Origin of the sequence: Bacillus cereus G9842, from assembly GCF_000021305.1 — a bacterium.
Taxonomy (GTDB): domain Bacteria; phylum Bacillota; class Bacilli; order Bacillales; family Bacillaceae_G; genus Bacillus_A; species Bacillus_A thuringiensis_S.
Window position 1 is genome coordinate 3320241 of record NC_011772.1, and the last position, 24281, is coordinate 3344521.

Here is a 24281-nt window from a genome sequence, read left to right on the forward strand (position 1 = left end):
GCAAAACCTGCCTCTTTTTTTATTAATCAAACGATTTACCTTTTCATCTGATACGTTTATAATACCTTTAAACCATGTCAAAAAATGATACTGTTTAGGAGACCAAAATGAAAAAAATTGAACGGATTAATACAATTATGCGGTATATCAACAACCGCTCCCACTTTACAATATCTGAAATTATACAAGAATTTAACATATCACGGTCGACAGCTATTAGAGACATTAGAGAAATTGAAGCTATGGGAATGCCACTTGTCGCTGAAGTTGGGAGGACCGGGGGATATTTTGTTATGCACAACTCTATCCTGCCCGTTGTTCGCTTTACTGATAATGAAGTGAAAGCTCTTTTTATTGCCTTTATGGCTACGAGGAATCAACAACTTCCCTACCTAAAGAGTCGTCAATCTTTAGCCGAAAAACTACTAGGACTCATCTCAGAAACCCAGCAAGATGATCTCGTTCTTTTAAATCAACTCTTGCTTTTCCAAGGGACTAATCCTTATAATCCCGATCTACTTGAGCTTTCTGATCTCCCCCATCCTATGTTAGAAAAACTCATTCAAATCCTTCTTTTAGATAACCATTTATTGATTACTATGAAAGAAGATGAAGAAATCAAGTCTTATCCAATTTATCTATTGCACCTTTATCAAGAAAAAAGCCATTGGATCATTGAAGGGTTTGACTTAAAAGAAGAAAAGAAGATGATGTTTCCTGTCGATGATCTCATTAATATCGAACCATACACGACGAACAAAAGGCTAAATAAGAAAAAGATTTTAGAAAAACTAAGTAAGAAGGACGAAGCAATTAACCTTGTATTTGAACTTGGTCCGACAGCAATTGCCCAGTTCAAAAAATACCATCCTTTAAAAATTTCAATATCTTATACTAATCCTTACCAATCCACAGCCATTTTAAAAACTTTTATCAATGTTAACAATCCCGATGAAGTGATGGAAATAATAAATTGGCTGCTTTTTCTAGGGAAGGATATTAAAATCCAAGAAATACCCGATGAAGTATTAGCAGATTTACAAAAACGAGTGTGCTTATACATTCCATAAGCAGTGAGCCTCAAATATTAAGCTTTATCACTGGATAATTATCCTATTTTTAAATACCATTTCATTTACTACAATGAGAGCATGATAAATAATAAAAGCACGGAAAATCTCCCGTGCTTTTCTAAATATATATTATTCCTGAAGGTTTCGTTTATCTCGTTTCTTACCCTAACTGACGTTTAAATGCTTTACTGGCGAAAAAGTAAGAGATGACCATTATACCTACGCACCAAGCGAGTGCAATCCAAATATCGTTACCCACAGTTCCTTCATATAAAAGAGCACGAATCGCATTCACGATTGAAGTTACAGGCTGATTCTCTGCAAACGCACGAACAATTTTTGGCATCGTTTCGGTAGGCACAAAGGCCGAACTAATAAATGGAAGAAAAACTAGCGGGTACGAGTAAGCAGTCGCCCCTTCCATAGACTTCGCTTTCAATCCTGGAATGATAGCTAGCCATGTTAGCGCCAGCGTAAACATCCCAAGTATTCCAGCTACCGCGAGCCACTCTAGAATATTAGCACTGGAACGGAAACCCATTAATAATGCAACAAGATTAACCACCACGATAGTAAGTACATTAGCAACAAAAGAGGTTAAAACGTGAGCCCACAATATCGATGAGCGCTTAATAGGCATCGTAATGAAACGTGCCATCAGCCCACTCTTTACATCCGTAAATAGTCGCACGGAAGTGTAAGCTACACCGGATGCGATAGCCATTAGCAAAATTCCCGGCAATAAATAATTAACGTAGTTATCCGTTCCTGTCTTTATAGCCCCGCCAAATACGTAAACAAATAATAGCATCATCATAATCGGTGTAATTGCTACCGTAATAATTGTATCCGGACTACGCATAATATTGCGCATTAAGCGCCCTAGTAATACCCCTGTTTTGCTTTTCATTTACATCTCCTCCTTTTTACCGATAATCGCAAGGAAAATTTCTTCCAACGTCGGCTGCTTCTCGATATACTCTACTTTTGCTGGCGGGAACATCTCTTTCAGTTCAGTAAGAGTACCTGTCGTAATAATTTTTCCGCCATGCAAAATAGCGATACGGTCCGCCAGTTGTTCCGCTTCCTCCAAGTACTGAGTAGTGAGCAAGATCGTTGTGCCGCTGCCGGCAAGTTCCTTGACGGTATCCCACACTTCGATCCGCGCTTCCGGATCAAGTCCAGTCGTTGGTTCGTCAAGAAAAATAACTGCTGGCGCCCCAATCAAACTCATCGCGATATCAAGTCGGCGCTTCATCCCGCCTGAATACTGGTCTGCCCTCTGGTTGGCCGCATCAGTCAGGCTAAATCTTGCAAGTAGATTATCAGCAACTTGTGCGGGATTGGAAACACCACGTAACTTAGCGATCATTATCAAGTTTTCCCTTCCAGTAAGCATGCCGTCTAAAGCTGCGAACTGTCCTGTCAAACTGATGCTTTGACGAACATGATCTGGTTGTCGCTGGACGTCAAAACCGCAAATACTCACTTCACCATCATCTTGTTTCATTAACGTCGAAAGGATATTGACCGTTGTCGTCTTTCCCGCTCCATTTGAGCCTAGCAGCGCAAAAATTTCGCCACGCTGCACCTCAAAATCCACTCCCTCTAAGACTTCTTTATCTTTAAAAGATTTTTTTAACCCTTTTATAGAAATTGCTGCATTGCTCATACTTTTTCCCCCTTATAGAATTAGATTACATACACCCTCTATTTAGTATCACTGATAATCTGTATTACTTAGTACTGGTTTAAAAATATAACTGAATAGCGATGGCGGCAATTCACATTTGTAACCAGCTAATCAGTCGGTATTACTAATTGCATTTATTTTTTTCTCAATTTCTTCATAATACTTTCATTCAAATCTTCACGATACTTGGAGACATACGTTTTAGCGTTTGCCACTAGTTCGTCAGCAAAGGAAGCCACGTCATCCCCAGTAATGTCAAGCACTTGTCTTCCTTCCGCTGCACCCGCTTCGAACAAATCGATTAATTCATACTGTATGTGTAACATATCCATCCCGTTACCCGCTGAGAAATTCCACATGTAGTTTTGAATTTTCTTAAATACAAATTGGTAGTCCTCTGGAAGAGCCTCAACTCGTGCCATCATCATTTTGTACTCTTTTTTATCACCAATTAACTTTTTGAACATTTCTAACATCTTATTTTCCTCCTTTTTTATAAAGCCGAACAAGAAATTCTCAAAGTATCGGCCAGAACATTTTATCTTATGAACCTATTTTGACTTCAAGACGTTAATTTTTGACGATACAAAATCCCATTTTTCCCAAAACAATTCAAGCTCCTGGCGGCCTTCTTCATTTAATGAATAAAACTTACGAGGAGGCCCCATATCTGATGGTTTCTTTTCAATATTCACAAGCTTTTTCTTCTCTAATCGTACGAGGATAGTATACACCGTACCTTCTACAACTTCGGTAAACCCAAGATCATTCAGGTGGCGGGTAATCTCATAGCCATACGTTTCACGGCGACTAATGATTTCCAGTACACACCCTTCCAGTGAACCTTTCAGCATTTCAGTTAAATTTTCCATGTCCTGATCCTCCTTTACCCCCTATTCTGTCTGGCTTATATTCAGTACTACAGAGTACTAAGGCGAATTTTTACTGAATAGCTTTTGAGTAAAACTACACTATTCAGTATTACTTATTACAACTACATTGTATGACTAAGTAGTTGTGGATGTCAACTTTATTTTCAAAAAAATTAAAAATCCGCTTTACCCTAACCGGATACAGTCTCCTTTTTTTGTTGTAAGGGCCATCAAACTAGTAAAACAGCGCTGATTCAAAGTGTAATTTAAATCAGCTCTGCTTTATTGTTTTCATACCGATATATCATGTTTTTTCACGATACAAATTGTTTCTCACTACCATTCCCATTGCATATAAAGCATAAAGGCAAGTGCGGTCAGAGAAAATTCCCAGAGATTATCCGTACATGATACGAGCCCCTAAAATACAATTCTGTTAGAAATTTGTTCTCTATATTCTCTTTTATTTTATTTCTGATAGTTGATTCACAACACTATCTAAAAATTTTTCTACCTTTTCTTTTGATGTATCCGGCGCATGATAACCAATCGTAAATGTAAGTCTTCCATTATAAGAGCTTACTCCCATTGAAAAGAATGGTGCATACATAATAGGCGATGCCATATACCCGTCCTCAGCTTGAATTTGACCAAACTGAATAGGTTCCTCAGCGATCACTCCCAAATTTGTCAGTAATGGCAACGCCATCCCCATCTGTACAGCCTCTTCATATTGCTGATTATACATTTCCTTCACTGTAGATAGCTTCATTTCTGCCAGTAGCTCCATTCCTGCTGCTGAAGAAAGACCTGGATTTTGAGACTTTATTTTATCCATTGATTGTTTAACTCGAACAAGAGTCTGCTTAAATGTTTCATCGTCTTCCATTTTAATCACTGGCATTTCCATACCGGATAAGTTGCAAATAGCACCAGTTGTATTATTAGGCAGATATCGACGTAAATCAATTGTCAAGCCAATCATTTTTTCTGCAGTGCGAGGTTCTGCATACACAGTGAAATGTGATAAATCTCGGAAGTATGCAGTCATGATTACATCATTCAAGGTAGCCTGTTGTGCTTTTGTCCATTGGGTTAAACGTAGAGTTTGCTCATGGCTCAATCGCCGTACGGACATTTGGGGAAATTTATTTTTGTTAGGTTGAGATGGAAAAGACCATAACGATGCCTGTTGTTCTTGGTTAGGACGATACGCACTTTTTATGTCCGATATTCCAGCGTATTTGAATACATGTGATTGATCTCGACAACTCTCATTTCCCTCATCAAATTCCTTTATAATTTGCTTCTTAGACCGTCCCAATGAAAGGTGCGTATATATTGTTCCAAGCAATTTAATATATTCCTTGACTCCTGCACCATCTGAACATAGATGAGATAATTTCACAACTAACATATCTGTTGTAGTGCCCCGTAATAATTTCGTTTGAACCATAGGCCCCTGTATACGATCACCAGGTTCTTTAATAAAATCTATTGCCATTATTTCAAGTTCTTGATTATTTCCTTCTGCAAAAAAGCAAATAGATGAGTTAGTGTCAGATGAATGTTCCTCCCAGTAAGGAATATCATTTTCTACAAACCGGCTGTTCAAAACTGGTTGCAATTGCAACGTTATCCTTACTGATTCTTCAAGTATTTCCTTGGATATACCTACAGGAAAATAAAGAACTGCATTAATTTGTTGATCTGCAGAATAAAGACCTAATACATAATTCATTCGATCTTGTGGTGTTACTGAATACTTTCTTTTCTCCATAATTCCGTCCCCCTTTAAGACTTTTTGTATAACCCTATTTTCCATATGCTTGTAATTTTTCTAGTCATTTTTCTTCAAGAGCTAATAACGCTTATTTTTCGAATTTTTAACGAAATCATCTTCTCCGTATTGGTTTCATTCTTTTTGCAGGTGATATATCCATTATTTTATTGTTATTAACACTGCCTAACCTCCCAATTAAACCAAACAAAAATAAATTAAGTTTACATATACATAAACATTTTATTATAACGTCTATAAATTATCAATACAGCAAATAAATCATTTTTATGTCTGTCAATAAAAAACAATATATTCAAGGGCTACTTCATAATAAAAGATTGATGTGCATGTATATGTACCCATATCACTATCAAAATAAGAATGAGAATTTTTTCAACAAAAATAAGCTGCAGATATTGATTTTACAGTAAAAAAAGCCCCTCCATTTTGAAAATGAGTAGGGCTATTTCCAATTTGAATTTTATAAAAGAATGATTATCATAAATAATATTTTACTTTTTAGTCTACCTTATTATTTTTAATCCATTTTCCTAATAAATGAATGGATTTTATTCATATAATTTGAGGTGGTATCGTTGGTTTTTAAAAATAGAAAGCTTATTTTCAAATCAAATGAAAAAGAGGTGAAATTATAGATATTCATGTAAAAATTTCGTTTTGGGGATACTTAAAATCTTAAGGTGATGGGCATGTGGTGTTACACTTTAAAAGCTTTATAAAATTATAAAATTTATAGATATAGCAAATTTTCTTTATTAATAATCATTTGTATGTATGTACGTTTACTCACACACATACAAATGATTTATAAAGCCACAATTAAGTGAAAACATCTTTTCCGTTACGATAACATCATAGCCATATCTTCTGCTGCATTTGTAATTAGTTTTAAACCAAATGTTTCTTGTAATACATCAAGCACGCCAGCTGAAATAAATTCAGGAGCCTTTGGACCGATGCGAATATCTTGAATCCCAAGACTAAATAGCCCTAGTAAAATGGCAACCGCTTTTTGTTCAAACCATGATAGGACAATACTTACTGGCAATTCATTCACTTCACATTGAAAAGCATCAGCTAAAGCAGCCGCTATTTTCACTGTAGAAATTGAATTATTGCACTGTCCTAAATCAATGTAACGCGGAATTTCCGTACCAGGTACAACACCGTAATCCACATCATTAAAGCGGAATTTCCCGCAAGAAGTTGTTAAAATAACCGTTTCTGGCGGAAGTGACGTTGCTAATTCACGATAATATTCTCCGCCTTTTCCCGGTGCATCACAACCGGCGATAACAAAGAAACGCTTTATTTTCCCTTTTTTTACTGCGTCAATAATTTCTGGAGCTAATGATAATACTGTATTATGATGAAACCCTGTCACTAACTGTTCATCCGACTCCATATGTACTTCTGGAAGTTCTAGCGTTTTTTGAATTAACGTTGTAAAATCATCATTTTCAATTTTTTGTACACCTTCTAAACCTGCAATGTCATATGAAAAGAATCGATCAGAGTACGAGCCTTTAATTGGCATAACACAGTTCGTTGTAGCTAATATGGCACCAGTAAATTTTTCAAAAAGGCGTCTTTGATCATACCATGCCTTACCGATGTTTCCTTTTAAATGTTTATATTTTTTCAGCTGCGGGTATCCGTGTGCTGGTAGCATTTCAGAATGCGTATAAATATTAATGTCTTTTCCTTCTGTTTGCTTTAATAGTTCTTCTAATGCAAATAAATTATGGCCCGTAACTACAATTGCTTTACCTTCTACACGATTTTGTGTAATTTGTACAGGTTCTGGCACACCAAAATGATTCGTATGTGCCTCATCCAATAACTCCATCACCCGTAAAGCTGATTTCCCAACTTTCATAGCCATATCAATATGCTCTTGTTCGTTAAAATTAGAATTTGTTAATGTCATATATAAAGCTTCTTGTGTTGTAGCATCTACAAATGCATCCGTATACCCTAGCTGAGCAGCATGTGTGCGATAAGCTGCAATTCCTTTTAGCCCAAACACAATCGTATCTTGTAAACTCGCAATCGTTTCATTCTTACCACAAACACCCATCACTTTACATCCGCCTGTTGGCGTTTGTTCACATTGATAACAAAACATATCATCCCACCCTCTCCCAATCATTTATTACACCTTAAGCATAATACCCATTGAAAAAAAGTGATGTGATATCAATCACAATAATATATAAAGATTTGTGACAGTTCATATTGTTGACATAATATTTTTATTGACACTAAAAAATGTACATTAGTGTGCACACATCTTTCGATACTTTTAAATAGCTAAATAATTAATTTGGAGAAATATATACAACGAAAATTTTTTGAACCCTTATACAAATAGTTGCAATTCATCACATATGAAAATAGACATACAAAAACGCCATCCTTTTCTATCATTCAATAGAAAGAATAGCGTATTTTTTATTTTAAGGAACTATCATTTTTTATTAAAGCCTTTATTGTAAAGCTTTTTATTTACAATACATTTACACTATCTTAACATTACTTACATTATTTATATGATATATTTATATAGAAACTACTTAAGAAATTTCATATACATTTTATCTTTATGATCTCTTATCTAATCAATAAAAAGATCATGTTATATTTTTATAACAGGGGTGAATTAGAATGACTGAAACTTTAAAAACACTTATAATGCTTGATGCTACTTACGTTGTTATAGCAATTATGACAGTTCTAGTATTTGTATACTTGGAATTAAAATCTCAGTAATACATGCTGGCGTAATCGACAGATTCAGCATTTAAATATAGTTAGAAGAAAGAGAGGAGAAAATTATTTCTCCTCTCTTTTGTATTTCTACAATTTCTTATTTTAATAAATCCAATGTATGTAAAAGTAATCCTCTGTCTCCTACTTCTCCATGACCAGGTACTACCGAATCTATATTTCCATATCGCTTCAGCACATTCTCAATCGATGTAGACCATTCATTTACGTATGCATCTGCAACATTTCCTAAATCTTTTGCTTCCGCAGATTTCACTAAACAGCCTCCAGCTAAAATTTTATATTGTGGCAACCAAACAACAATATTATCTTCTGTACGTCCTTTCCCTGGATGGAACGTTTCTACTTTTGTATTGCCAAACTTCAAACTCGTAATTGTTTGTAAATCTCCAAGCGGCTCTTCATATCCATTTTTCTTTGCTAATTCTGCAGTTAATGCTGTACTATGCGCTTTAATACCTCTTTCTTTCAACGTTTTTATTCCGCCAATTCGATCAGCGTGCGCATGTGTAATAATGAAATCCGTTACGCGCTTCTGAAATTTCTTTTCTACCATTTCTATTAGTTCCTTCGTTAATTTGTCATCCCAATCTGAAACTCCACAATATTCATACTTAATCTCCCCTCATTACAAATACTCCATTTTTCTATTACATTTAAAATCAAAATTGTATTTTGTTAAATTATAACATTCAGACTATAATTTATTTATAGCCCATTAACGGAGGTGTTTGCAATGACTCTCTTCGCTTCACCATCATTATTCATAGTAGCAATCATTTCATTTGCACTAGCTTATTTCATCGGAGTAAAACAATACACTTGCCTCTTATCAGGATTCAACGAACGCCGCGTGCTTGATAAAGTGACACTATCAAAAATAGTAGGTCTTTATAATTTAATTGCTGGTGTCATTGCGACAATCGGTAGTGTCTTCACTACTCCTAATGCCAAAATCTTATTTCCTATCATTATAATTGGACACGTTATAATCGCGGCTTATGTAAATACACGCATGGTGCAGTAAAAAAGATCACCCAAATGGGTGATCTTTTTTATAATTTATCAACATATTGCTTCGCTTCTAGTAAGGAAAAACCAAAAGCTTCTCTTACTCTCTTAACTGCTGTAATTTTTTTGCCTTCTTCTACAAGCTGGCGTAGTTCTTTATTAATTTCAGGTTCTCTTTCTACAATTCCCAATTCTTTCGTAATTAATTGTAATCTATCTTCAATTCTCTTTAAACGCGCATCATTTTTCTTTTCAATTGTAGTTAATTTTTCAGCGATATAAATGAATCCAAAGGCTACTATCGGTATAACCATCCAGAATTCCATGAATGTTCCCCCTTACTAACTTTCATTTGTTTTATTTCACTAACTTATGTAAATTTTACCACAAGAAACATTTACTGTATAATACCACTATATCAAACTGTTAATAAAACCTATTATTTTAGGGGGACACTTTATGAAAAGATTTTTAAATACGTTACTTCAATTTGTAGTTCTTTCAATCATGCTACATTTATTATTTGATATAGTGGGTTGGCTTGTTTTCAATGCACCAATTAAAAACAAACAAATCATCATTTCTTTAATAACAACCTCATGGGTTATGTACATGTACCGAGACAAATTTTTTCAAAAGTTCACTTCAAACTAACTAAAAAAGAAAACACTTCATTGGTGAATGACGAAGTGTTTTCTTTTTTTTACTACTGTATAATAAAAATAATATTCTGTCTTTAAAGAAAGGAGTCACCATGAACTTAAAAAGTAGCAATATATACGAAAAAATGAATCAATATTCCGTTGCAGGTTTAAGCCTCGCTGTTATACGTAATGGCAAACTAGATGAAGCGACTGCCTTTGGAACACTTGAAGATGGAACAACTAGAGCTGTTACTACAAATTCTCTCTTTAATTCTTGCTCTATCAGCAAATTCATCACTACAATGCTCGTACTAACATTATCAGAGCAAGGTATCGTATATTTAGATGAAGACGTAAATGATAGACTTACATCTTGGAACATACCTACCAATCTATTTACCTCACAGAAAAAAGTCACCCTGCGAAATTTATTAAGTCACCAATCTGGAATTATTGATCCTCCTAATAGTTTTGAACATTTTACATTTGCACAAGGGCGACCAAACTTATCTGAACTCCTTGCTGGTAAAACATCATATTGTTCAGTACCAATAGAAATAACTTATAAACCAGAAAGTGAATTTCACTACTCTGATGCAAACTTTTGTATTATCGAACTACTACTTGAAGATATAACTGGAAAACCATTTAACCTTTTACTTGAAGAATATATCTTTCAGCCACTACAAATGAAAAATAGTACACTCTTCTCTCCAAAAGACATAGATAAAACCGATGTTTTTGCTTGCGGCCATAATAAAGATAGAACTGTAACAAATGAGAGATTTCCATTTTATCCATTCGCAGCTGCTTCAGGCATTTGGACAACACCAACTGACTTATCAGCTTTAGTCATTGAAATCATTCATTCCTTACAAGGAAAGGGCAAACTAAAACTTTCTCAAAAATTAGTACTAGACATGATTTCTCCTCAAGGTTGCTCAAAATGGACTGGATTAGGTGTTTTTCTAGATGATTCTAATGAAGAATTACAGATTTATTCACTCGGATGGGGCGTCGGATTTCAATGTATGATGGTTTGTTATCCATACTGCGGGAATGGCGCTGTTATTATGACCAATTCCGATTTAGGTGTTCATCAAATGGAAGGGATCATTGGTGAGGTTGTAAAAACGTTATCCTTATAATGAAAATAAAGAAGCTGTTCCTTCCAGCTTCTTTATCTATATAACATTTTTCGCAACAATTTTTATATGTTCTGGTGCGATAATCTCCGTTATACTTTCCTGGAAATCTTCATGTAACATTTCTTCCAAATGTTCTAACTGCACTTCAACATGAGTGCATTCTAAATTATGTATATTTAATAGTGCATAATGATCTTTTTTCTTAATTACTAAATATTGATTTTCCTCTGTCACAAGTACAGAACCTAATCGGACTCCTAGTAAGCGTTGATCATCAAACTTCATAATTACTTCTCCTTCCCTTATATAAACGAAACTACAATGAAAATAATTACATTTATGGAAAAACACACTTATTTAGACTATATCATAATTTACTAAAATATAAATATCATTTTTCCTTTTAATAAAGTGAAACTTTAATCAGTGGAGGCCTTACTGTCCGTTAATGTGGGATGAAAATCCCTATTTTTTCATATATTTCGATACAAAAAACTTTCTCAACATGAAATTTGAATTTTCAGTTTTTAATTCTATGAAAATCTATTATAATAAAGTTAATAAATGTTTGACCTCTCCTAATTCATGTACATATGGATGATCAGTAGTTATTGCTACTGATCTATTTTTTTGATTTCAGAAAGCAAATATACTGCATCCTTTCCTACACCACAAATAAGCGCAGAGCCTCTTTGAGATTGCCACGGCAATCCGATATAATACAATCCTCTTACTGGACTAACTCCCTTTATATGATTAGGAAACCCTTTCTCATTCACTGCCTGTTCAATTTCAATCCAATTATAATTTTGAACAAAACCAGTTGACCATATAACGCTTTCTGCACTATAAATATCACCATTCTGAAACATAATGTTATTTCCTGATGCACTTACTACTTTTTCTTGTAGTTTGATTGCTCCATTACGAATAAGTTTCTTACCTTCAAAACCGAAAATAGGGTCCTTTCTCTTCTGAAACCATCTTCCCCTCTTTGTATTTATTTCAGCGTACAATAAACCCACTTTTTCTAGCAGATTAAAAATACTTTTTCCAAAAAGTTGTAACGGTAAAAACGTTAAGGGATGACTAATAGACACCGTAACTTCATGCGTTTTTGCAAGTTCTACTGCGATTTGCATTCCTGAATTTCCGCCACCTACTACAAGTACCTTCCCCTGTGGAATTTGCGATGATGATCTATATTGTGATGAATGTATTTGAAAAATATGTGGTGAAAGATTTTCTGAAACTGAGGGAATAAATGGTTGCTGAAAACCACCTGATGCAATAATAACTTTTTTCGTTTGTAAAATTTCTGTAGGAGTATGTAATTCAAATATTTCTTTTTCTTTCTTTATTTTTAGAACTTCCGTTTGTAATTGTACCGGTAATTGAAAATGTCTTGCATATTCTTCTAAATAAGTTGCAATTTCATCTTTATGTGGAAATTCATTCCTTGCTCCTTTTAATATCCTACCTGGTAAACTACTATATTCACTCGGTGTAAAGAGCCGCAAAGAATCATATCTATTTCTCCATGAATCACCAATTCGGTTTCCTGCCTCGAGTAATAAAAAATTATATCCTGCCTGCTTCAAGTAGTATCCTATTGTCAATCCCGCTTGACCAGCTCCAACAATGATTGCATCTAACATCTTTTCCCTCCTCCTTACAACAAATGAATATATGCTCATTTGTTCATATATTTTATCATACGATTTATTTTTCAATAATTCAATCTGTTTAACAACATGAAAAAGAGCAGTTCACTACTTTATGAACTACTCTTCATTACATTTACCACGTAACTACACTACTTAACCCATGAATATTTGTATATGAATCCTTTCTACTCCGACAATTTTTCCTCATAAAATATAATTCTATTTAAAAACGGATCAATCACAGTTAATTCAATTGTACCCCAAGGTGTTTTTTCTATATTCGGCTTCGAATAAGCATATTCTTTACTTAATAATACAGAATGATAATCCTTTACATCATCTATTTTGATCCGAATCGCACCACCTGGTGAGGCATCACCATGATGTTCTGATAAATGTATCACAGTATCCTGTAACGAAATTTGCAAATATAATGGCATATTTTCCTCATACCGATGTTCCCAATCCAGTTTAAATCCTAAAAAACCTATGTAAAATAGTTTTGCTTTTTCAATATCAAAAATTCTAAATATAGGTGTAATCATTTATAACTTCATCTCCTATTTATAAACATCCGCAGCCAATTCCCTCAAAACATCCACATTCACTACTTCAAAGCAACCATTGTTTTTCTTTATAATCTCTTTATCACAAAAAATATTTAATGTACGTAATAGGTGCCGATAACTCGTTCCTAACAATTCAGCTGTTTCCGTTAAATTCCCACTAAACACAATTCGATTTCCGTGCTGCACCGCTCGTTCCCCTGCTGCTAACATGTAACTTGCAAGTCTATTTTCAAGTGGATATAGTAAATTAATTGTACTATTTTTTGAAAGTCGATTTAACTTATGTGCTAACGATCCACAAATACATCTTAAAAATTTCGCATCATGAAATAGCTGATTTCTCACTTTTCCTAAAGGTAAAGCAACACAATATGAATCTGCCATTACTTGTACGTTTGAAGCAGTCTTTTGAGAATGAATTAACTCAACATCTCCTAACAGCTGCAAACTATCATAGAAACATAGCAATACAGATTTCCCGTTACTTAATGTATTAAACGCTTTCGCTTTTCCTTCAACGAAGAAAAATAAATACTCTATTTCTTCATTTTCTCTACAAATAAACTCATTCTTTTTAAAAAATATAAGTTCCATATATGGCTTCATATCATGACTAAAAAATGAATCAATATTATTTTTCTTCATATACTCTGCTAGTTTAATAGAATTACATACTTTCTTCATAGTCCCCCACCTTTACAACTCATCCCCATTGTAATTAAAATTTTCTTCTTCCACTATGACATATGTCATAACAATACACAATTTCAGCATGATACAGTCATTACAAATATGAAATATAAAGGGGATATTACATTGTATAACTTTCTTTCTGTCTTTATTGGTGTGCTCATCGCCGTTATGCTCCCATTGAATGGAATTTTATCCGAGTTAATTGGGAAGTATACAGCAAGCGTTGTCATTCACCTCGTCGGTTTAATTGCAGTTATCTTCATTTTAATCTTAAACAAACATAGAATTCATTTCGATAAAGGTATTCCGATTTTTTTATATAGCGCTGGAGCGATTGGAGTATTCACTGTTCTTTTTAATAATATAAGTTTCTCCGTCCTCGGTGCCTCTATTACGATCGCATTAAGTTTACTCGGTCAATCTATTGCTTCCATCGTTATTGATCATTTCGGCTTATTAGGAATGAAAGTTGCAAAGTTTGAAAAGAAAAAACTAGTTGGATTAGCATTCATCTCTTCTGGGATTATTATCATGACAATTTATTAATGGGGGCAAAAATATGTTATATATTACGATCGCTATTTTAGCTGGTGTTTCTATCGTCGTTGCTAGAATTATTAACGCGAATTTAGCAAAGGAAATTGGAAACTGGGAAGGCACGTTTTTCAATTATATTACTGGATTATTTTTCTCTATGTTATTTTTAATTTTCAGTTCAGATTCATTGTATATCCCTATTCATACGTTGCAATCTATTCCTATCGCCGTGTACTTAGGCGGATTAGTAGGCGTTATCGTTATTTCATTATCCAACTATATTACTCCTAAAATATCAGCCTTTTATTTAACATTACTCATCTTTATCGGACAATTATTTGCGGGGACTATTATTGATTTCTTCCTGACAAATGAACTCTCTATCGGTAAAGTTATCGGTGGCATTTTCGTATTAATTGGGCTCACTTACAATTTACTCATAGATCGCCCGATAAAAACTGTGAAGCATAACCAAGTTCAACTATAATACTTTACGCTTACCTATCATATATTAATAGAAAAGCTCTTCACACAAAGTAATAGAGAGGAGAAAATCCTATTAAAAAAATTATTTTATTGTTAGGTAGCGTATTAATTATTTCTGGAATTGTATGGTTTGTAAACTCGGGAAAATCTATTCAAGATCTGTATACTGCAAATAAGCCGAAAAAGAAAGCTACTATTATTTCAAGCTCCCGAGATCCAAATGAGCCTCCTGTTTTTTTAGGAAAACAGGAAATAAAAGATATACATGTCGAATCAATTAAAACAAAAAAGGATATCTTTCTCACAAAAACAGATGAGTTAAAAACGTTTATTAACAGTATGAATACCGCAAAAAAAGGCAAATTAACATTGGATGAGGAAGGATCAGATTTAATAGATTGTGATATGTGGATTACTTTCGAAGATGGAACTTATAAAAAATATTTCATATGGGTAGTTGATCATCACAACAGCGAAGTGATGATTGCTCAGCAAGATACTCCTGATGATGTAAACCTTACGTACTATCAGTTAAACGAAGATAGTTCAAAAAAAGTTTATAATTTATTTAAAAAAATTATTTAAACGAAAAAGTCATGAGCACGCGAGCTCATGACTTTTTGCACTATATATACTCCGGGAACACTTTACATCCCTTTTCCTGCTCTATATCATGACCAAAGAAAATAATTGGTTTCTCTTTCGCCACAACTTCTTTTAAACGTTTAATTGAAGATAAAGCTAATTCTGAATCAAATCCTGCAAACGGCACTTCATCTTCAAAATTCTCTTTCGTATAAGATGCATCAATCGTTAATAATATCGGACCGGATTTTTCTGTCTCAATTAACAGTGACTGATGCCCTGGCGAATGTCCTGGTGTATACAATAACCGAACACCAGGTACCACTTCATAATCCCCTTCAATAATTTTGTAGTTCAAATGCGGCAATATACACTCTTTCAAATATTCTTCTCTATATTGCGCCGCCTCATATTCAGCACGCTGTATAATGATTGGCGTATTCGAAAAAGCACCATTTCCTCCCGCATGATCAAAATGCAAATGTGAACTAATAATATATAGGAGATCATCTGGCTCATACCCTGCACGCTTTAAAATAGTTATGATTCTATCTTCTTCAGTCATTTTCGGTAAAATCTGTCCTTCAACAAATGTACCGTTAAAAAGACCTTCATTATTAACCGCAATTTCTGGCATACCTGTATCTACTAAAATAGGCCCTTCTTCCGTCTCCAAAAGATAACACCATACAGGTAAGTTCAATAAATTTCCCGGTGTGAGCGTACTATTAACAGAAGAATGGTCTAACATACAACGACCTGCTGGGATGAAATAAAGCTTTTTTACTGTCATTATGTATCCACCTTTACATTTAATTTAAGATAAAGTAACACAATAAAAAATTCTGCTTTTTAGAAATAAACTCCTTCCACACTTTCATACCAGCATAAATAAAAAAGAGTGTACTTTTTTTACATAATGGCATTTCACCATCTATAATAAAAGAGTAAATGACTCTTACTTTAATGGAGGGAATAGAAATGAAAGCAATTGGTTTACATGAATACTTACCTATTGAAGAAGAAAACAGTTTAATTAATATTGAAGTTGAAAGACCTGTTGCTACAGGAAGAGATATACTCGTTAAAATTAACGCAATTTCCGTTAATCCAGTTGATACAAAAGTTCGCTCTCCGAAAGATAAAAAAGAAGATATAGCAAAAATACTCGGCTGGGATGCGAGTGGTATTGTCGTACAAACGGGCGAAGGTTGTACGTTATTTAAAGAAGGCGACGAAGTGTTTTACGCTGGAAGCATTACGAGACAAGGTACATATAGTGAATATCATTTAGTTGATGAAAGAATCGTTGGTAAGAAACCAAAAACGTTAAATGATGCTGAATCTGCCGCAATTCCTTTAACAGCGATTACAGCTTGGGAAGGTTTATTTGAACGTTTAGGCATTGATCATACTAAAAAAGATACGAACTCATTTAAAAACATTTTAATTATCGGCGGAGCTGGTGGTGTCGGTTCAATTGCAATTCAACTGGCGAAATGGGCTGGACTAAATGTAATTGCAACTGCTTCCCGCGGCGAAACGATAGACTGGGTTAAAAAGCTTGGAGCTGACCATACAATTGACCATCATGCCCCTTTAAAAGAGCAATTACAAAGCCTTGGATTCAGCGATGTAGATTATATTTTCTGCTTAAACAATACAGATCAACATTGGCAAGCAATATGTGACCTTATTAAACCACAAGGCAAAATTTGCTCTATCGTAGAAAATGAACACCCTCTTGAAATGGGTATTTTAAAAAGTAAAAGTGCTACACTCGTTTGGGAGTTTATGTTTACAAAAGCAATGTATGAAACTGGCGATATGATTACGCAGCACGAACTATTAAATAAAGTAAGCGAACTACTAGATGAAGGCATTTTAAAGACTACCTTAAATGAAACATTAACACCGATTAACGCTGAAAACTTAAAGAAGGCACATGCACTACTTGAAAGTGGACGTACCATCGGGAAAATCGTATTAGAGAAATTTTAATCATGATAGTGACAGATAGTATGTGAAATTATATTAACGATTTTTCAAATATATCTATCATAACGTACAATATATCAACGATTTTTCAAATATATCTATCACAAATCAAATTATATCAACAATAAGAAAAGGCTGTTCCAGATGAACAGCCTTTTCTTTATTTACTTGAAATCTCTTTATTGTTTTGAACGTCTAACGGAGCTCGCTTCCCTATTCCAAAAGCATAGAAACTAATTGTAACGATAGCTAAGAAAATAATACCTACAACTAGTGAAATACGAGTATCATCGTTAAACCACATTCCGATTAATACCATAATTAAAAAGGCAATCGTTAAATAGTTTGTTACAGGAGCAAATGGCATTTTGAACGGATGATCTTTCATCTCTGCTCCCTTTTCTTTTCTAAAACGAATTTGACTAATTAAAATGACGAACCATGGTACCATACCAGGAAGTACGCTCGCACTATATACATATACGAATAAGTTTTTCGGTGCAATATAGCTTAATACAACACCAACCGCTAAACCGATAATTACGCCAACTGTACCAAATAAAGGTACACCATTTCCAGAGAGTTTTGTGAAATATTTTGGTGCTTGTCCATTTATCCCTAACGTATAAAGCATACGTCCAGCACTATAAATACCACTATTACAACCAGACATTGCCGCTGTAATTACAACGAAGTTAATAAGTCCAGCTGCTGCCGTAATACCAACTTTCGCAAAAGTCGCTACGAACGGGCTACCAATTGTACTTAATTGATCCCACGGATACACAGTTACAATAACGAAAATAGCACCAATATAGAATATTAAAATACGCCAAATTGTACTTTGAATTGCTCTTGTAAGTGTCTTCTTCGGATTTTTCGCTTCACCAGCAGTAATCCCGATTAATTCCACACCTTGATATGCTCCAACTACAAGTGATAATGCAAAGAAGAATCCTGAAAAACCACCTGTAAAGAAACCGCCATTTGACCAAAGATTAGATATACCAATCGCTTCTCCACCGTTACCAATTCCGAAGAAAATAAGACCAAATCCCGCAATAATCATTAATAGAATCGTAACAATTTTAATCATCGCGAACCAAAATTCAAATTCACCAAATGACTTAACAGAAATTAAGTTAGCTGCACCAAGAATGACCATGGCAATTATACCTGGTATCCAAGCTGGTAAATCCGGGAACCAATATTGCATATACGCTCCAACCGCGATAATTTCTGACATCCCAACGATAACCCACTGGAACCAGTTACTCCACGCTGTCATATAACCAGCTAGCGGATGAATATACTTATGACCGAATGTCGCAAATGAGCCTGTACTTGGCTCCATATACAACATTTCTCCCATGGCACGCATAATGAAGAAGATAAAAATACCTGCAATTGCATAAGCAAGCATTACTGACGGACCTGTCCATTTAATTGTGCTGGCTGACCCCATAAACAAACCAACACCAATCGTTCCGCCTAAAGCAATCATTTGAATATGACGTGCTTCTAAACCTCTTTTCAATTCTTTGTTTGCCACTTCACTTCCCCCTCTTAGATGATTCATAGCCGCATTTTAAAACAAGATGCTTTCCCCTAATTCCTTTCGGCCCTGAAAATGATGAAGCAAACGTCATTTTACACTAGCTTTAAAGCTATCCTAAAATCGTTTTGTGCTCCTAATAAAATTCTCAAAACCTTCATCTTCCAATATTCTATAAATCTTAAAATTACTTACCTTATATTAATTCATTAATCTGAAAAATTCAATTATTTTTTCAATAAATTATTATACATAAGCCTGCTTAATTTTTAACTAAATTAACAATAAAATACATCTATTCAATATGATTCCGGTATGAATATTATTACAATATAAATAACCAAGGATGGCATTTCTTCCTCGGTTTCACATCTCATGTACTTCAATCTTCATAGTTGATAACGTGATTTCCCAAACGTTAGATTCATATACCAATCAGAAATTTAATATATTAATAAATTACTAACTTCTTTAGTCCAGTCCAATTTTGAGGCATAAAATATAAAAGAGTCTCATTTTTAATGAGACCCTTTTACCATTTCATATTTAAATTGCTTTTGAAGTTTGTTTACCTAAAATAAACACTTTAGTAAACACCATCATAATAACTACAATAACCAGAAAATAAAGTGGCATCACCAGTAACGAGCCTGTATGCAGCTGACTCATTCCCAAAATTGTCACCGTTACAATTATATAGTACCCTAAGCTAAACAATGCACCAGCTGTACCAATAACATCTTGAAAATCTACTAATGCTAAACTTAAACAATTAGGTAACGCTACTCCAATTCCTAATAGCAATATAAACATCGCTACTAAAAATCCAATCATATATATTATATTTGGATTTGATCCAACTGAAGTAATAATAGATAAAACGACTGCTCCACCTGTCATTACAAGACAACCGATATATATAATTTTCTCTGGCTTATAAGTAACCAGTAAACGTTTTGAAACTTTCGCTCCAACAATAGAAGCAGACGCAACAACAATTCCTAAAAATCCATACGTACTGGGTGATAACTGAAAGTATTCGATAAAGATAAACGGTGCTTCTGCATAATAGCTAAATAAAACACCATTTGCTCCTCCAATTAATAGCCCATATGTTACTACTTTCGGATTTGTAATTAATCTTTTCAATACTGAAAAGACATTTATTTTATTTGTCACTGAGTCTGTTTTTGTTTCTGGAAGAGAAACAAACGTATACAGAAAAATCCCGACACTCATAACAACTAAACTTAAAAATACTATTTTAAATCCAAACATTTGATCAAGAAAGCCCCCAACTAGCGGGCCTATCGCTGGTGTAAAAGCAATGACTGCCGAAATTTGAGCAAACATAACATGGCGTTTATGCCCATCTACACTTTCCCGAAGAATCGTTTGTGTAACCACGGATCCTGCACTTGCTCCAAACGCTTGAATAAAACGACTTAGCAATAAAACTTCAATGGAATTTGCAATAAAGCACAAGAAACTCCCAACGCCATATACGACAATTCCAAGTAACATCGCCCGGCGACGACCAATTATATCTGATAACCAGCCAATAAAAAATACACCTAACGCAAATCCAGCAAAATACACACTAAGTGTTAACTGCACCTCATTATTACTTACCTGTAATGCCTTTGAAATGTCTGGTAAAGATGGTGTGTAAATCGTTTCACTAATTTGCGGAAATGCGACAAGAACAATCATTAACAAAAGTGATGGTACTGAGACTTTTTTCATTTTTCATACCCTCCTATAACTTTGAAAATCCCAGAAATAAAAAGACTTTCCTTAGCTACGGAACAGGAGGGGCCATTATAGAAATCCGGTCATAAAACAACAAAGAAAACACCTCAATTACGTATGTTAATACTTATAGGAGGGTAATATTAACATCGATTTTTAAATATACTTTTTCAATTATATTACATATTACTTTTATTTTTCTAGTATTAACTATATTAGTGAACAACTAATACACGCCATAGAAGATAACTACTTGATATAACCACCTTATTATGGAATAATTAGAAATAGTTTGAATCTATAAACCTAATTATAAAATGATATACTCATATATTCCTAATGTCATAAAGCTGAACAAGTAGGAGGACTTTCGTAATGATTGAAATTTTAAGGACAGTAGTAAACTTTCTAATTTCTCTATTCTCAGGAGAATTACCATTTGTATATTATGTATGGATTATTACCCTATTCCTAATTCAAATAACCCAATCTACTCTAAACTATAAACTCTTTAACAAGAAAGACAATTTCAGCACTTATATATTGGAAGGATTACTTGCTTTTATTATTTTATTGTTTGGAGGAATATTAGTATCTAAGTTACTTGCTTACATAATAGAAGACCCTACTATTAGTATGACGAATTTAACACATTATTTTGTTTCTCTTATCATATTAACTATATTTGTCGTAATAACCTGTGTTAAAGACTTTATAGAGACATCTATAAAGAATAAAAATATATCTCTTTTTAGCTTTTTAGTAATTTCCTTAATAACAAGTATACTTTCATTCAAGTTTTTATCACCTTTCATTGAAGGTTCTTTTTCTCTTTCTAAATCTTTTATAACTACTTTAATCATTCTAGTAACTGTATCCATTCCTCTATTAATTTCTTTAGAGGAAAAATATGCAGATGAAAAGGAAAAGGAAACGGAAAATTTATAGCTTCTCATTTATATAAAAGAAAGAGGGAGCTCCCCTCTTTCTTTTATATTGTTCTATTTCACAAGACTAAATCATTCCTTTTAATATCAATCCTAAAACTGACATTATTATCGTACTAATAATAATTCGCAAAATCCAAGTTGTGTTTGTACTTATTTTTTCTAATTGCTTATTGATTGTTGCTATGTCTTTCTCATTAATAGTGGTACGCGTTTCTAAATTTCGAATGTCTCGCATAATTTCTTTTTGCTCCGCCTTGAGACTGTCAATTTTAGCGTAAACATCTTCCATATATTCACACCCTCTGTTCATCTTAATAGAAAAATCTATATATATTATGAGACAACCCTCTTACCTGTGAATACATTCCGTATATCCGCGTACCAAATTATTTGTACATTTTAATTGAATTACTCACATGTTTCCATTCTTCTATTTATAAATTAGCGTTAAGATACGTTCAAATTAGAAAAAGTATCCCTTGTTTATTTAACAACAAACAATGTGCAATCCAACATTCGGGAGCACCTACGATAATTTCTATTATTTTCATATTTACAACTCAATATAATCAGTATGATTTTCTGAAGAATCCACTTTTTGAACTGCTTAAAGTATACTAATATGAATACGAAATAGCTGTATTGATAAACTCTCTAGAACAATAAATATACTGGCTGAAACGGATCTAAATCCGATATTTTTCCCAGTAACATTAATGGTTATTTCTGACAAATGCATTTGTATATCATTGTTTTCAAAAATTTCATCCTCAACCTTTACAATATCTGCTTCACAATCTACTTCTTTAAAAGTTTTCAATAATTTTGTTTCCAAAAAACTACAATCAAAGTTCTCATCTTTTATTACGGCAAATTTAACCTTCATATCCATTTCCCCATTTTTAAAAAACTAAAATCATTAAATCAATATAAATATATATTATTCTATTAAATAATTCAAAATATACGCTTCTCACATACATTATTAAAAATCAATTCTAAAGAATTAAATGCAAAAAGTAATTTAGTATTAGGCGTTCCACTAATCTTTGGTATAATTCGTCTTTTAATTATTTTGCTCATTGCGCTTTTTTATTTCCCTCCCTATTTCAACTGAACTTTGTGTAATAATGCATATTTCAAATACATTATTTCCTTGCACTCATACTTTTATCATTGAGTTTTTATTCACAAATTCGTAACACATATATATGAGTTATCATGCTAAAATTAGTTTATTCACAAGAAGAAGTTATTCTTAATAAATCAATAATTTTTAATACCCTGTTTAAAGCCTTGCCCCCCTGCAAGGCTTTTTCCTATTTAACTAGCATAGTATTTTTCGTTATGCATCTCTCCCCTTTGTTCCTTACCCTACAAATAATACTGAATGTTTATTTTAATTTTTCAGCATCGGCACTCGCTCTTTTCGAGAGCTCTTTACCAAATATTCAATCTAATGATAAAATTGACCAAATTAATATTTTCATCCATCACTGTATCAAAAAGTACAATAAAGTAAAACTTTAATCAGTGGGGGTTTTGTTCATCCCTCACTGATTATTAGCCCTCACCAATCGGGCTTTTACAATTAAGTAAACGCGAGCTTTTTCTTCTATCTACTTACTATTTAAGGTTAATAGTGATATAACCAGATTTTAAAATTCGACTTAAATTCATTGATGAATGGAGAGGTTTATATGAAATTGAAAGACAAAGTAGCAATCATAACTGGTGGAGCAAGTGGAATTGGCGAATCTACTGTTCGTCTTTTTATCGAAGAAGGTGCAAAAGTAGTTATTGCTGACTTTTCTGAACGTGGAAAAGAACTATCAGATGAATTGAATGCACATGGATATAATACGTTATTTATTAAAACTGATGTAACAAAAGAGGCAGATATTAAACAGCTAATTCATGAGACAGTAAGTACATACGGTAAATTAGATATTATGTATGCCAATGCCGGCGTTGCTGATGATGCACCGGCAAATGAATTATCCTATGAAAAATGGAAAAGAACTATTGATATTAATTTGTCTGGGGTATTCCTTTCTAATAAATATTCGATTGAACAATTCCTTAAACAAGGTACAGGTGGTGTCATCGTTAACGCTGGTTCGATTCATAGTTTTGTTTCATTACCTACCCCAACAGCATACTCCTCTGCAAAAGGTGGTGTGAAACTATTAACTCAAAATTTATGTACTGCCTACGCTAAATATGGAATACGTATTAATGCGGTGTGCCCCGGTTATATTGACACCCCTTTACTTGGTAGTGTTAATCCTGAACAGAAAGAATATTTAGCTTCACTTCATCCACAAGGCAGACTTGGAACACCAGAAGAAGTCGCTAAAGCTGTCTTATTTTTAGCAAGTGATGATGCTAGTTTTGTTAACGGTACAACACTTCTTGTTGATGGAGGCTATACTGCATGTTAATTTAAAAATT

Annotated in this window: 26 protein-coding genes and 1 pseudogene; 10 read left to right on the forward strand and 17 right to left on the reverse strand. The window is 33.7% G+C overall.

What is annotated here, in order from left to right; genetic code table 11:
* The first annotated feature begins 107 nt into the window (after nt 1–107).
* On the forward strand, nt 108–1070 hold the full coding sequence (locus BCG9842_RS16685; protein WP_000717858.1) for a helix-turn-helix transcriptional regulator: 963 nt from the start codon (nt 108–110) through the stop codon (nt 1068–1070).
* Nucleotides 1071–1233: 163 nt separating this feature from the next.
* Here the strand turns inward: BCG9842_RS16685 and BCG9842_RS16690 are convergent, their stop codons facing one another.
* The 7 genes and pseudogenes from BCG9842_RS16690 to bla form a co-directional block, all read right to left on the reverse strand.
* Complete coding sequence (locus BCG9842_RS16690) at nt 1234–1983, reverse strand: ABC transporter permease (protein ID WP_000837800.1); 750 nt, start codon at nt 1981–1983, stop codon at nt 1234–1236.
* A complete protein-coding gene (locus tag BCG9842_RS16695) occupies nt 1984–2745 on the reverse strand; it encodes an ABC transporter ATP-binding protein (protein ID WP_000063306.1) in 762 nt (253 codons plus the stop codon). It lies immediately after the preceding gene.
* 155 nt (nt 2746–2900) lie between these two features.
* Nucleotides 2901–3242 carry a DUF1048 domain-containing protein gene (locus BCG9842_RS16700; protein WP_000891986.1) on the reverse strand — a complete coding sequence of 114 codons (342 nt, stop codon included), beginning with the start codon at nt 3240–3242 and terminating at the stop codon, nt 2901–2903.
* A 75-nt stretch (nt 3243–3317) separates the two neighbouring features.
* Entirely contained in the window at nt 3318–3638 is a 321-nt protein-coding gene (locus BCG9842_RS16705; protein WP_000429487.1) for a PadR family transcriptional regulator, read from the reverse strand.
* Between the two features lie 463 nt (nt 3639–4101).
* Complete coding sequence (locus BCG9842_RS16710; RefSeq protein ID WP_000415487.1) at nt 4102–5418, reverse strand: condensation domain-containing protein; 1317 nt, start codon at nt 5416–5418, stop codon at nt 4102–4104.
* Between the two features lie 865 nt (nt 5419–6283).
* Nucleotides 6284–7570, reverse strand: a complete 1287-nt coding sequence (gene hcp, locus BCG9842_RS16715) for a hydroxylamine reductase (RefSeq protein ID WP_002082429.1) — start codon at nt 7568–7570, stop codon at nt 6284–6286.
* A gap of 741 nt (nt 7571–8311) precedes the next feature.
* Nucleotides 8312–8827 (reverse strand): annotated as a pseudogene (gene bla / locus BCG9842_RS16720) (subclass B1 metallo-beta-lactamase); the annotation flags it as partial.
* Nucleotides 8828–8968: 141 nt separating this feature from the next.
* On the opposite strand from bla, the gene BCG9842_RS16725 reads away from it, so the two are divergent.
* On the forward strand, nt 8969–9259 hold the full coding sequence (locus tag BCG9842_RS16725) for a DUF3784 domain-containing protein (RefSeq protein WP_000171767.1): 291 nt from the start codon (nt 8969–8971) through the stop codon (nt 9257–9259).
* A 28-nt stretch (nt 9260–9287) separates the two neighbouring features.
* On the opposite strand, the gene BCG9842_RS16730 is transcribed toward BCG9842_RS16725, so the two are convergent.
* Nucleotides 9288–9569 (reverse strand): hypothetical protein, encoded by a 282-nt coding sequence (locus BCG9842_RS16730; RefSeq protein ID WP_000397727.1) that lies wholly within the window; start codon nt 9567–9569, stop codon nt 9288–9290.
* A 133-nt stretch (nt 9570–9702) separates the two neighbouring features.
* Between BCG9842_RS16730 and BCG9842_RS16735 the strand changes: the two genes are divergently transcribed.
* Nucleotides 9703–9897 carry a hypothetical protein gene (locus BCG9842_RS16735; RefSeq protein ID WP_000819656.1) on the forward strand — a complete coding sequence of 65 codons (195 nt, stop codon included), beginning with the start codon at nt 9703–9705 and terminating at the stop codon, nt 9895–9897.
* A gap of 100 nt (nt 9898–9997) precedes the next feature.
* Nucleotides 9998–11035 carry a serine hydrolase domain-containing protein gene (locus BCG9842_RS16740; RefSeq protein WP_001050192.1) on the forward strand — a complete coding sequence of 346 codons (1038 nt, stop codon included), beginning with the start codon at nt 9998–10000 and terminating at the stop codon, nt 11033–11035.
* Nucleotides 11036–11071: 36 nt separating this feature from the next.
* Here the strand turns inward: BCG9842_RS16740 and BCG9842_RS16745 are convergent, their stop codons facing one another.
* The 4 genes from BCG9842_RS16745 to yeiL all read right to left on the reverse strand — a co-directional run bounded on the left by BCG9842_RS16745 (nt 11072) and on the right by yeiL (nt 13955).
* Nucleotides 11072–11320, reverse strand: a complete 249-nt coding sequence (locus BCG9842_RS16745; RefSeq protein WP_000666947.1) for a hypothetical protein — start codon at nt 11318–11320, stop codon at nt 11072–11074.
* Nucleotides 11321–11649: 329 nt separating this feature from the next.
* Nucleotides 11650–12693 carry a flavin-containing monooxygenase gene (locus tag BCG9842_RS16750; RefSeq protein ID WP_000882899.1) on the reverse strand — a complete coding sequence of 348 codons (1044 nt, stop codon included), beginning with the start codon at nt 12691–12693 and terminating at the stop codon, nt 11650–11652.
* Between the two features lie 194 nt (nt 12694–12887).
* Entirely contained in the window at nt 12888–13247 is a 360-nt protein-coding gene (locus tag BCG9842_RS16755; RefSeq protein ID WP_000632392.1) for a glyoxalase superfamily protein, read from the reverse strand.
* 15 nt (nt 13248–13262) lie between these two features.
* Nucleotides 13263–13955 carry a transcriptional regulator YeiL gene (yeiL, locus tag BCG9842_RS16760; protein ID WP_000754833.1) on the reverse strand — a complete coding sequence of 231 codons (693 nt, stop codon included), beginning with the start codon at nt 13953–13955 and terminating at the stop codon, nt 13263–13265.
* Between the two features lie 108 nt (nt 13956–14063).
* Here yeiL and BCG9842_RS16765 point away from each other — a divergent pair, with 108 nt between their 5' ends.
* The 3 genes from BCG9842_RS16765 (at nt 14064) to BCG9842_RS16775 (ending at nt 15572) form a co-directional block, all read left to right on the forward strand.
* Nucleotides 14064–14510, forward strand: a complete 447-nt coding sequence (locus BCG9842_RS16765) for a DMT family transporter (protein WP_003259412.1) — start codon at nt 14064–14066, stop codon at nt 14508–14510.
* 13 nt (nt 14511–14523) lie between these two features.
* Entirely contained in the window at nt 14524–14988 is a 465-nt protein-coding gene (locus BCG9842_RS16770; protein WP_000965812.1) for a DMT family transporter, read from the forward strand.
* A gap of 89 nt (nt 14989–15077) precedes the next feature.
* Nucleotides 15078–15572: a hypothetical protein gene (locus BCG9842_RS16775; protein ID WP_000901705.1), complete on the forward strand. Its 495-nt coding sequence runs from the start codon at nt 15078–15080 to the stop codon at nt 15570–15572.
* Between the two features lie 40 nt (nt 15573–15612).
* On the opposite strand, the gene aiiA is transcribed toward BCG9842_RS16775, so the two are convergent.
* Nucleotides 15613–16365 (reverse strand): quorum-quenching N-acyl homoserine lactonase AiiA, encoded by a 753-nt coding sequence (gene aiiA, locus BCG9842_RS16780; RefSeq protein WP_000216598.1) that lies wholly within the window; start codon nt 16363–16365, stop codon nt 15613–15615.
* Between the two features lie 188 nt (nt 16366–16553).
* On the opposite strand from aiiA, the gene BCG9842_RS16785 reads away from it, so the two are divergent.
* Complete coding sequence (locus tag BCG9842_RS16785) at nt 16554–17573, forward strand: zinc-binding alcohol dehydrogenase family protein (RefSeq protein ID WP_000643781.1); 1020 nt, start codon at nt 16554–16556, stop codon at nt 17571–17573.
* A gap of 157 nt (nt 17574–17730) precedes the next feature.
* Here BCG9842_RS16785 and BCG9842_RS16790 read toward each other — a convergent pair whose 3' ends face one another.
* Nucleotides 17731–19122, reverse strand: a complete 1392-nt coding sequence (locus BCG9842_RS16790; RefSeq protein ID WP_001284408.1) for an amino acid permease — start codon at nt 19120–19122, stop codon at nt 17731–17733.
* Between the two features lie 549 nt (nt 19123–19671).
* Nucleotides 19672–20871: a multidrug effflux MFS transporter gene (locus BCG9842_RS16795; RefSeq protein WP_000758019.1), complete on the reverse strand. Its 1200-nt coding sequence runs from the start codon at nt 20869–20871 to the stop codon at nt 19672–19674.
* Nucleotides 20872–21252: 381 nt separating this feature from the next.
* Here BCG9842_RS16795 and BCG9842_RS16800 point away from each other — a divergent pair, with 381 nt between their 5' ends.
* Nucleotides 21253–21825 carry a DUF5823 family protein gene (locus BCG9842_RS16800; RefSeq protein WP_000570041.1) on the forward strand — a complete coding sequence of 191 codons (573 nt, stop codon included), beginning with the start codon at nt 21253–21255 and terminating at the stop codon, nt 21823–21825.
* A gap of 66 nt (nt 21826–21891) precedes the next feature.
* On the opposite strand, the gene BCG9842_RS16805 is transcribed toward BCG9842_RS16800, so the two are convergent.
* The gene (locus BCG9842_RS16805) at nt 21892–22116 is read right to left on the reverse strand and encodes a hemolysin XhlA family protein (protein ID WP_000390464.1); all 225 of its coding nucleotides are present in this window, start codon (nt 22114–22116) and stop codon (nt 21892–21894) included.
* A gap of 318 nt (nt 22117–22434) precedes the next feature.
* Nucleotides 22435–22713, reverse strand: coding sequence for a hypothetical protein (locus BCG9842_RS16810; RefSeq protein WP_000864999.1), 279 nt, complete (start codon nt 22711–22713; stop codon nt 22435–22437).
* Nucleotides 22714–23527: 814 nt separating this feature from the next.
* On the opposite strand from BCG9842_RS16810, the gene BCG9842_RS16815 reads away from it, so the two are divergent.
* A complete protein-coding gene (locus tag BCG9842_RS16815) occupies nt 23528–24271 on the forward strand; it encodes an SDR family NAD(P)-dependent oxidoreductase (protein ID WP_000768019.1) in 744 nt (247 codons plus the stop codon).
* The last annotated feature ends 10 nt before the right edge of the window (nt 24272–24281 follow it).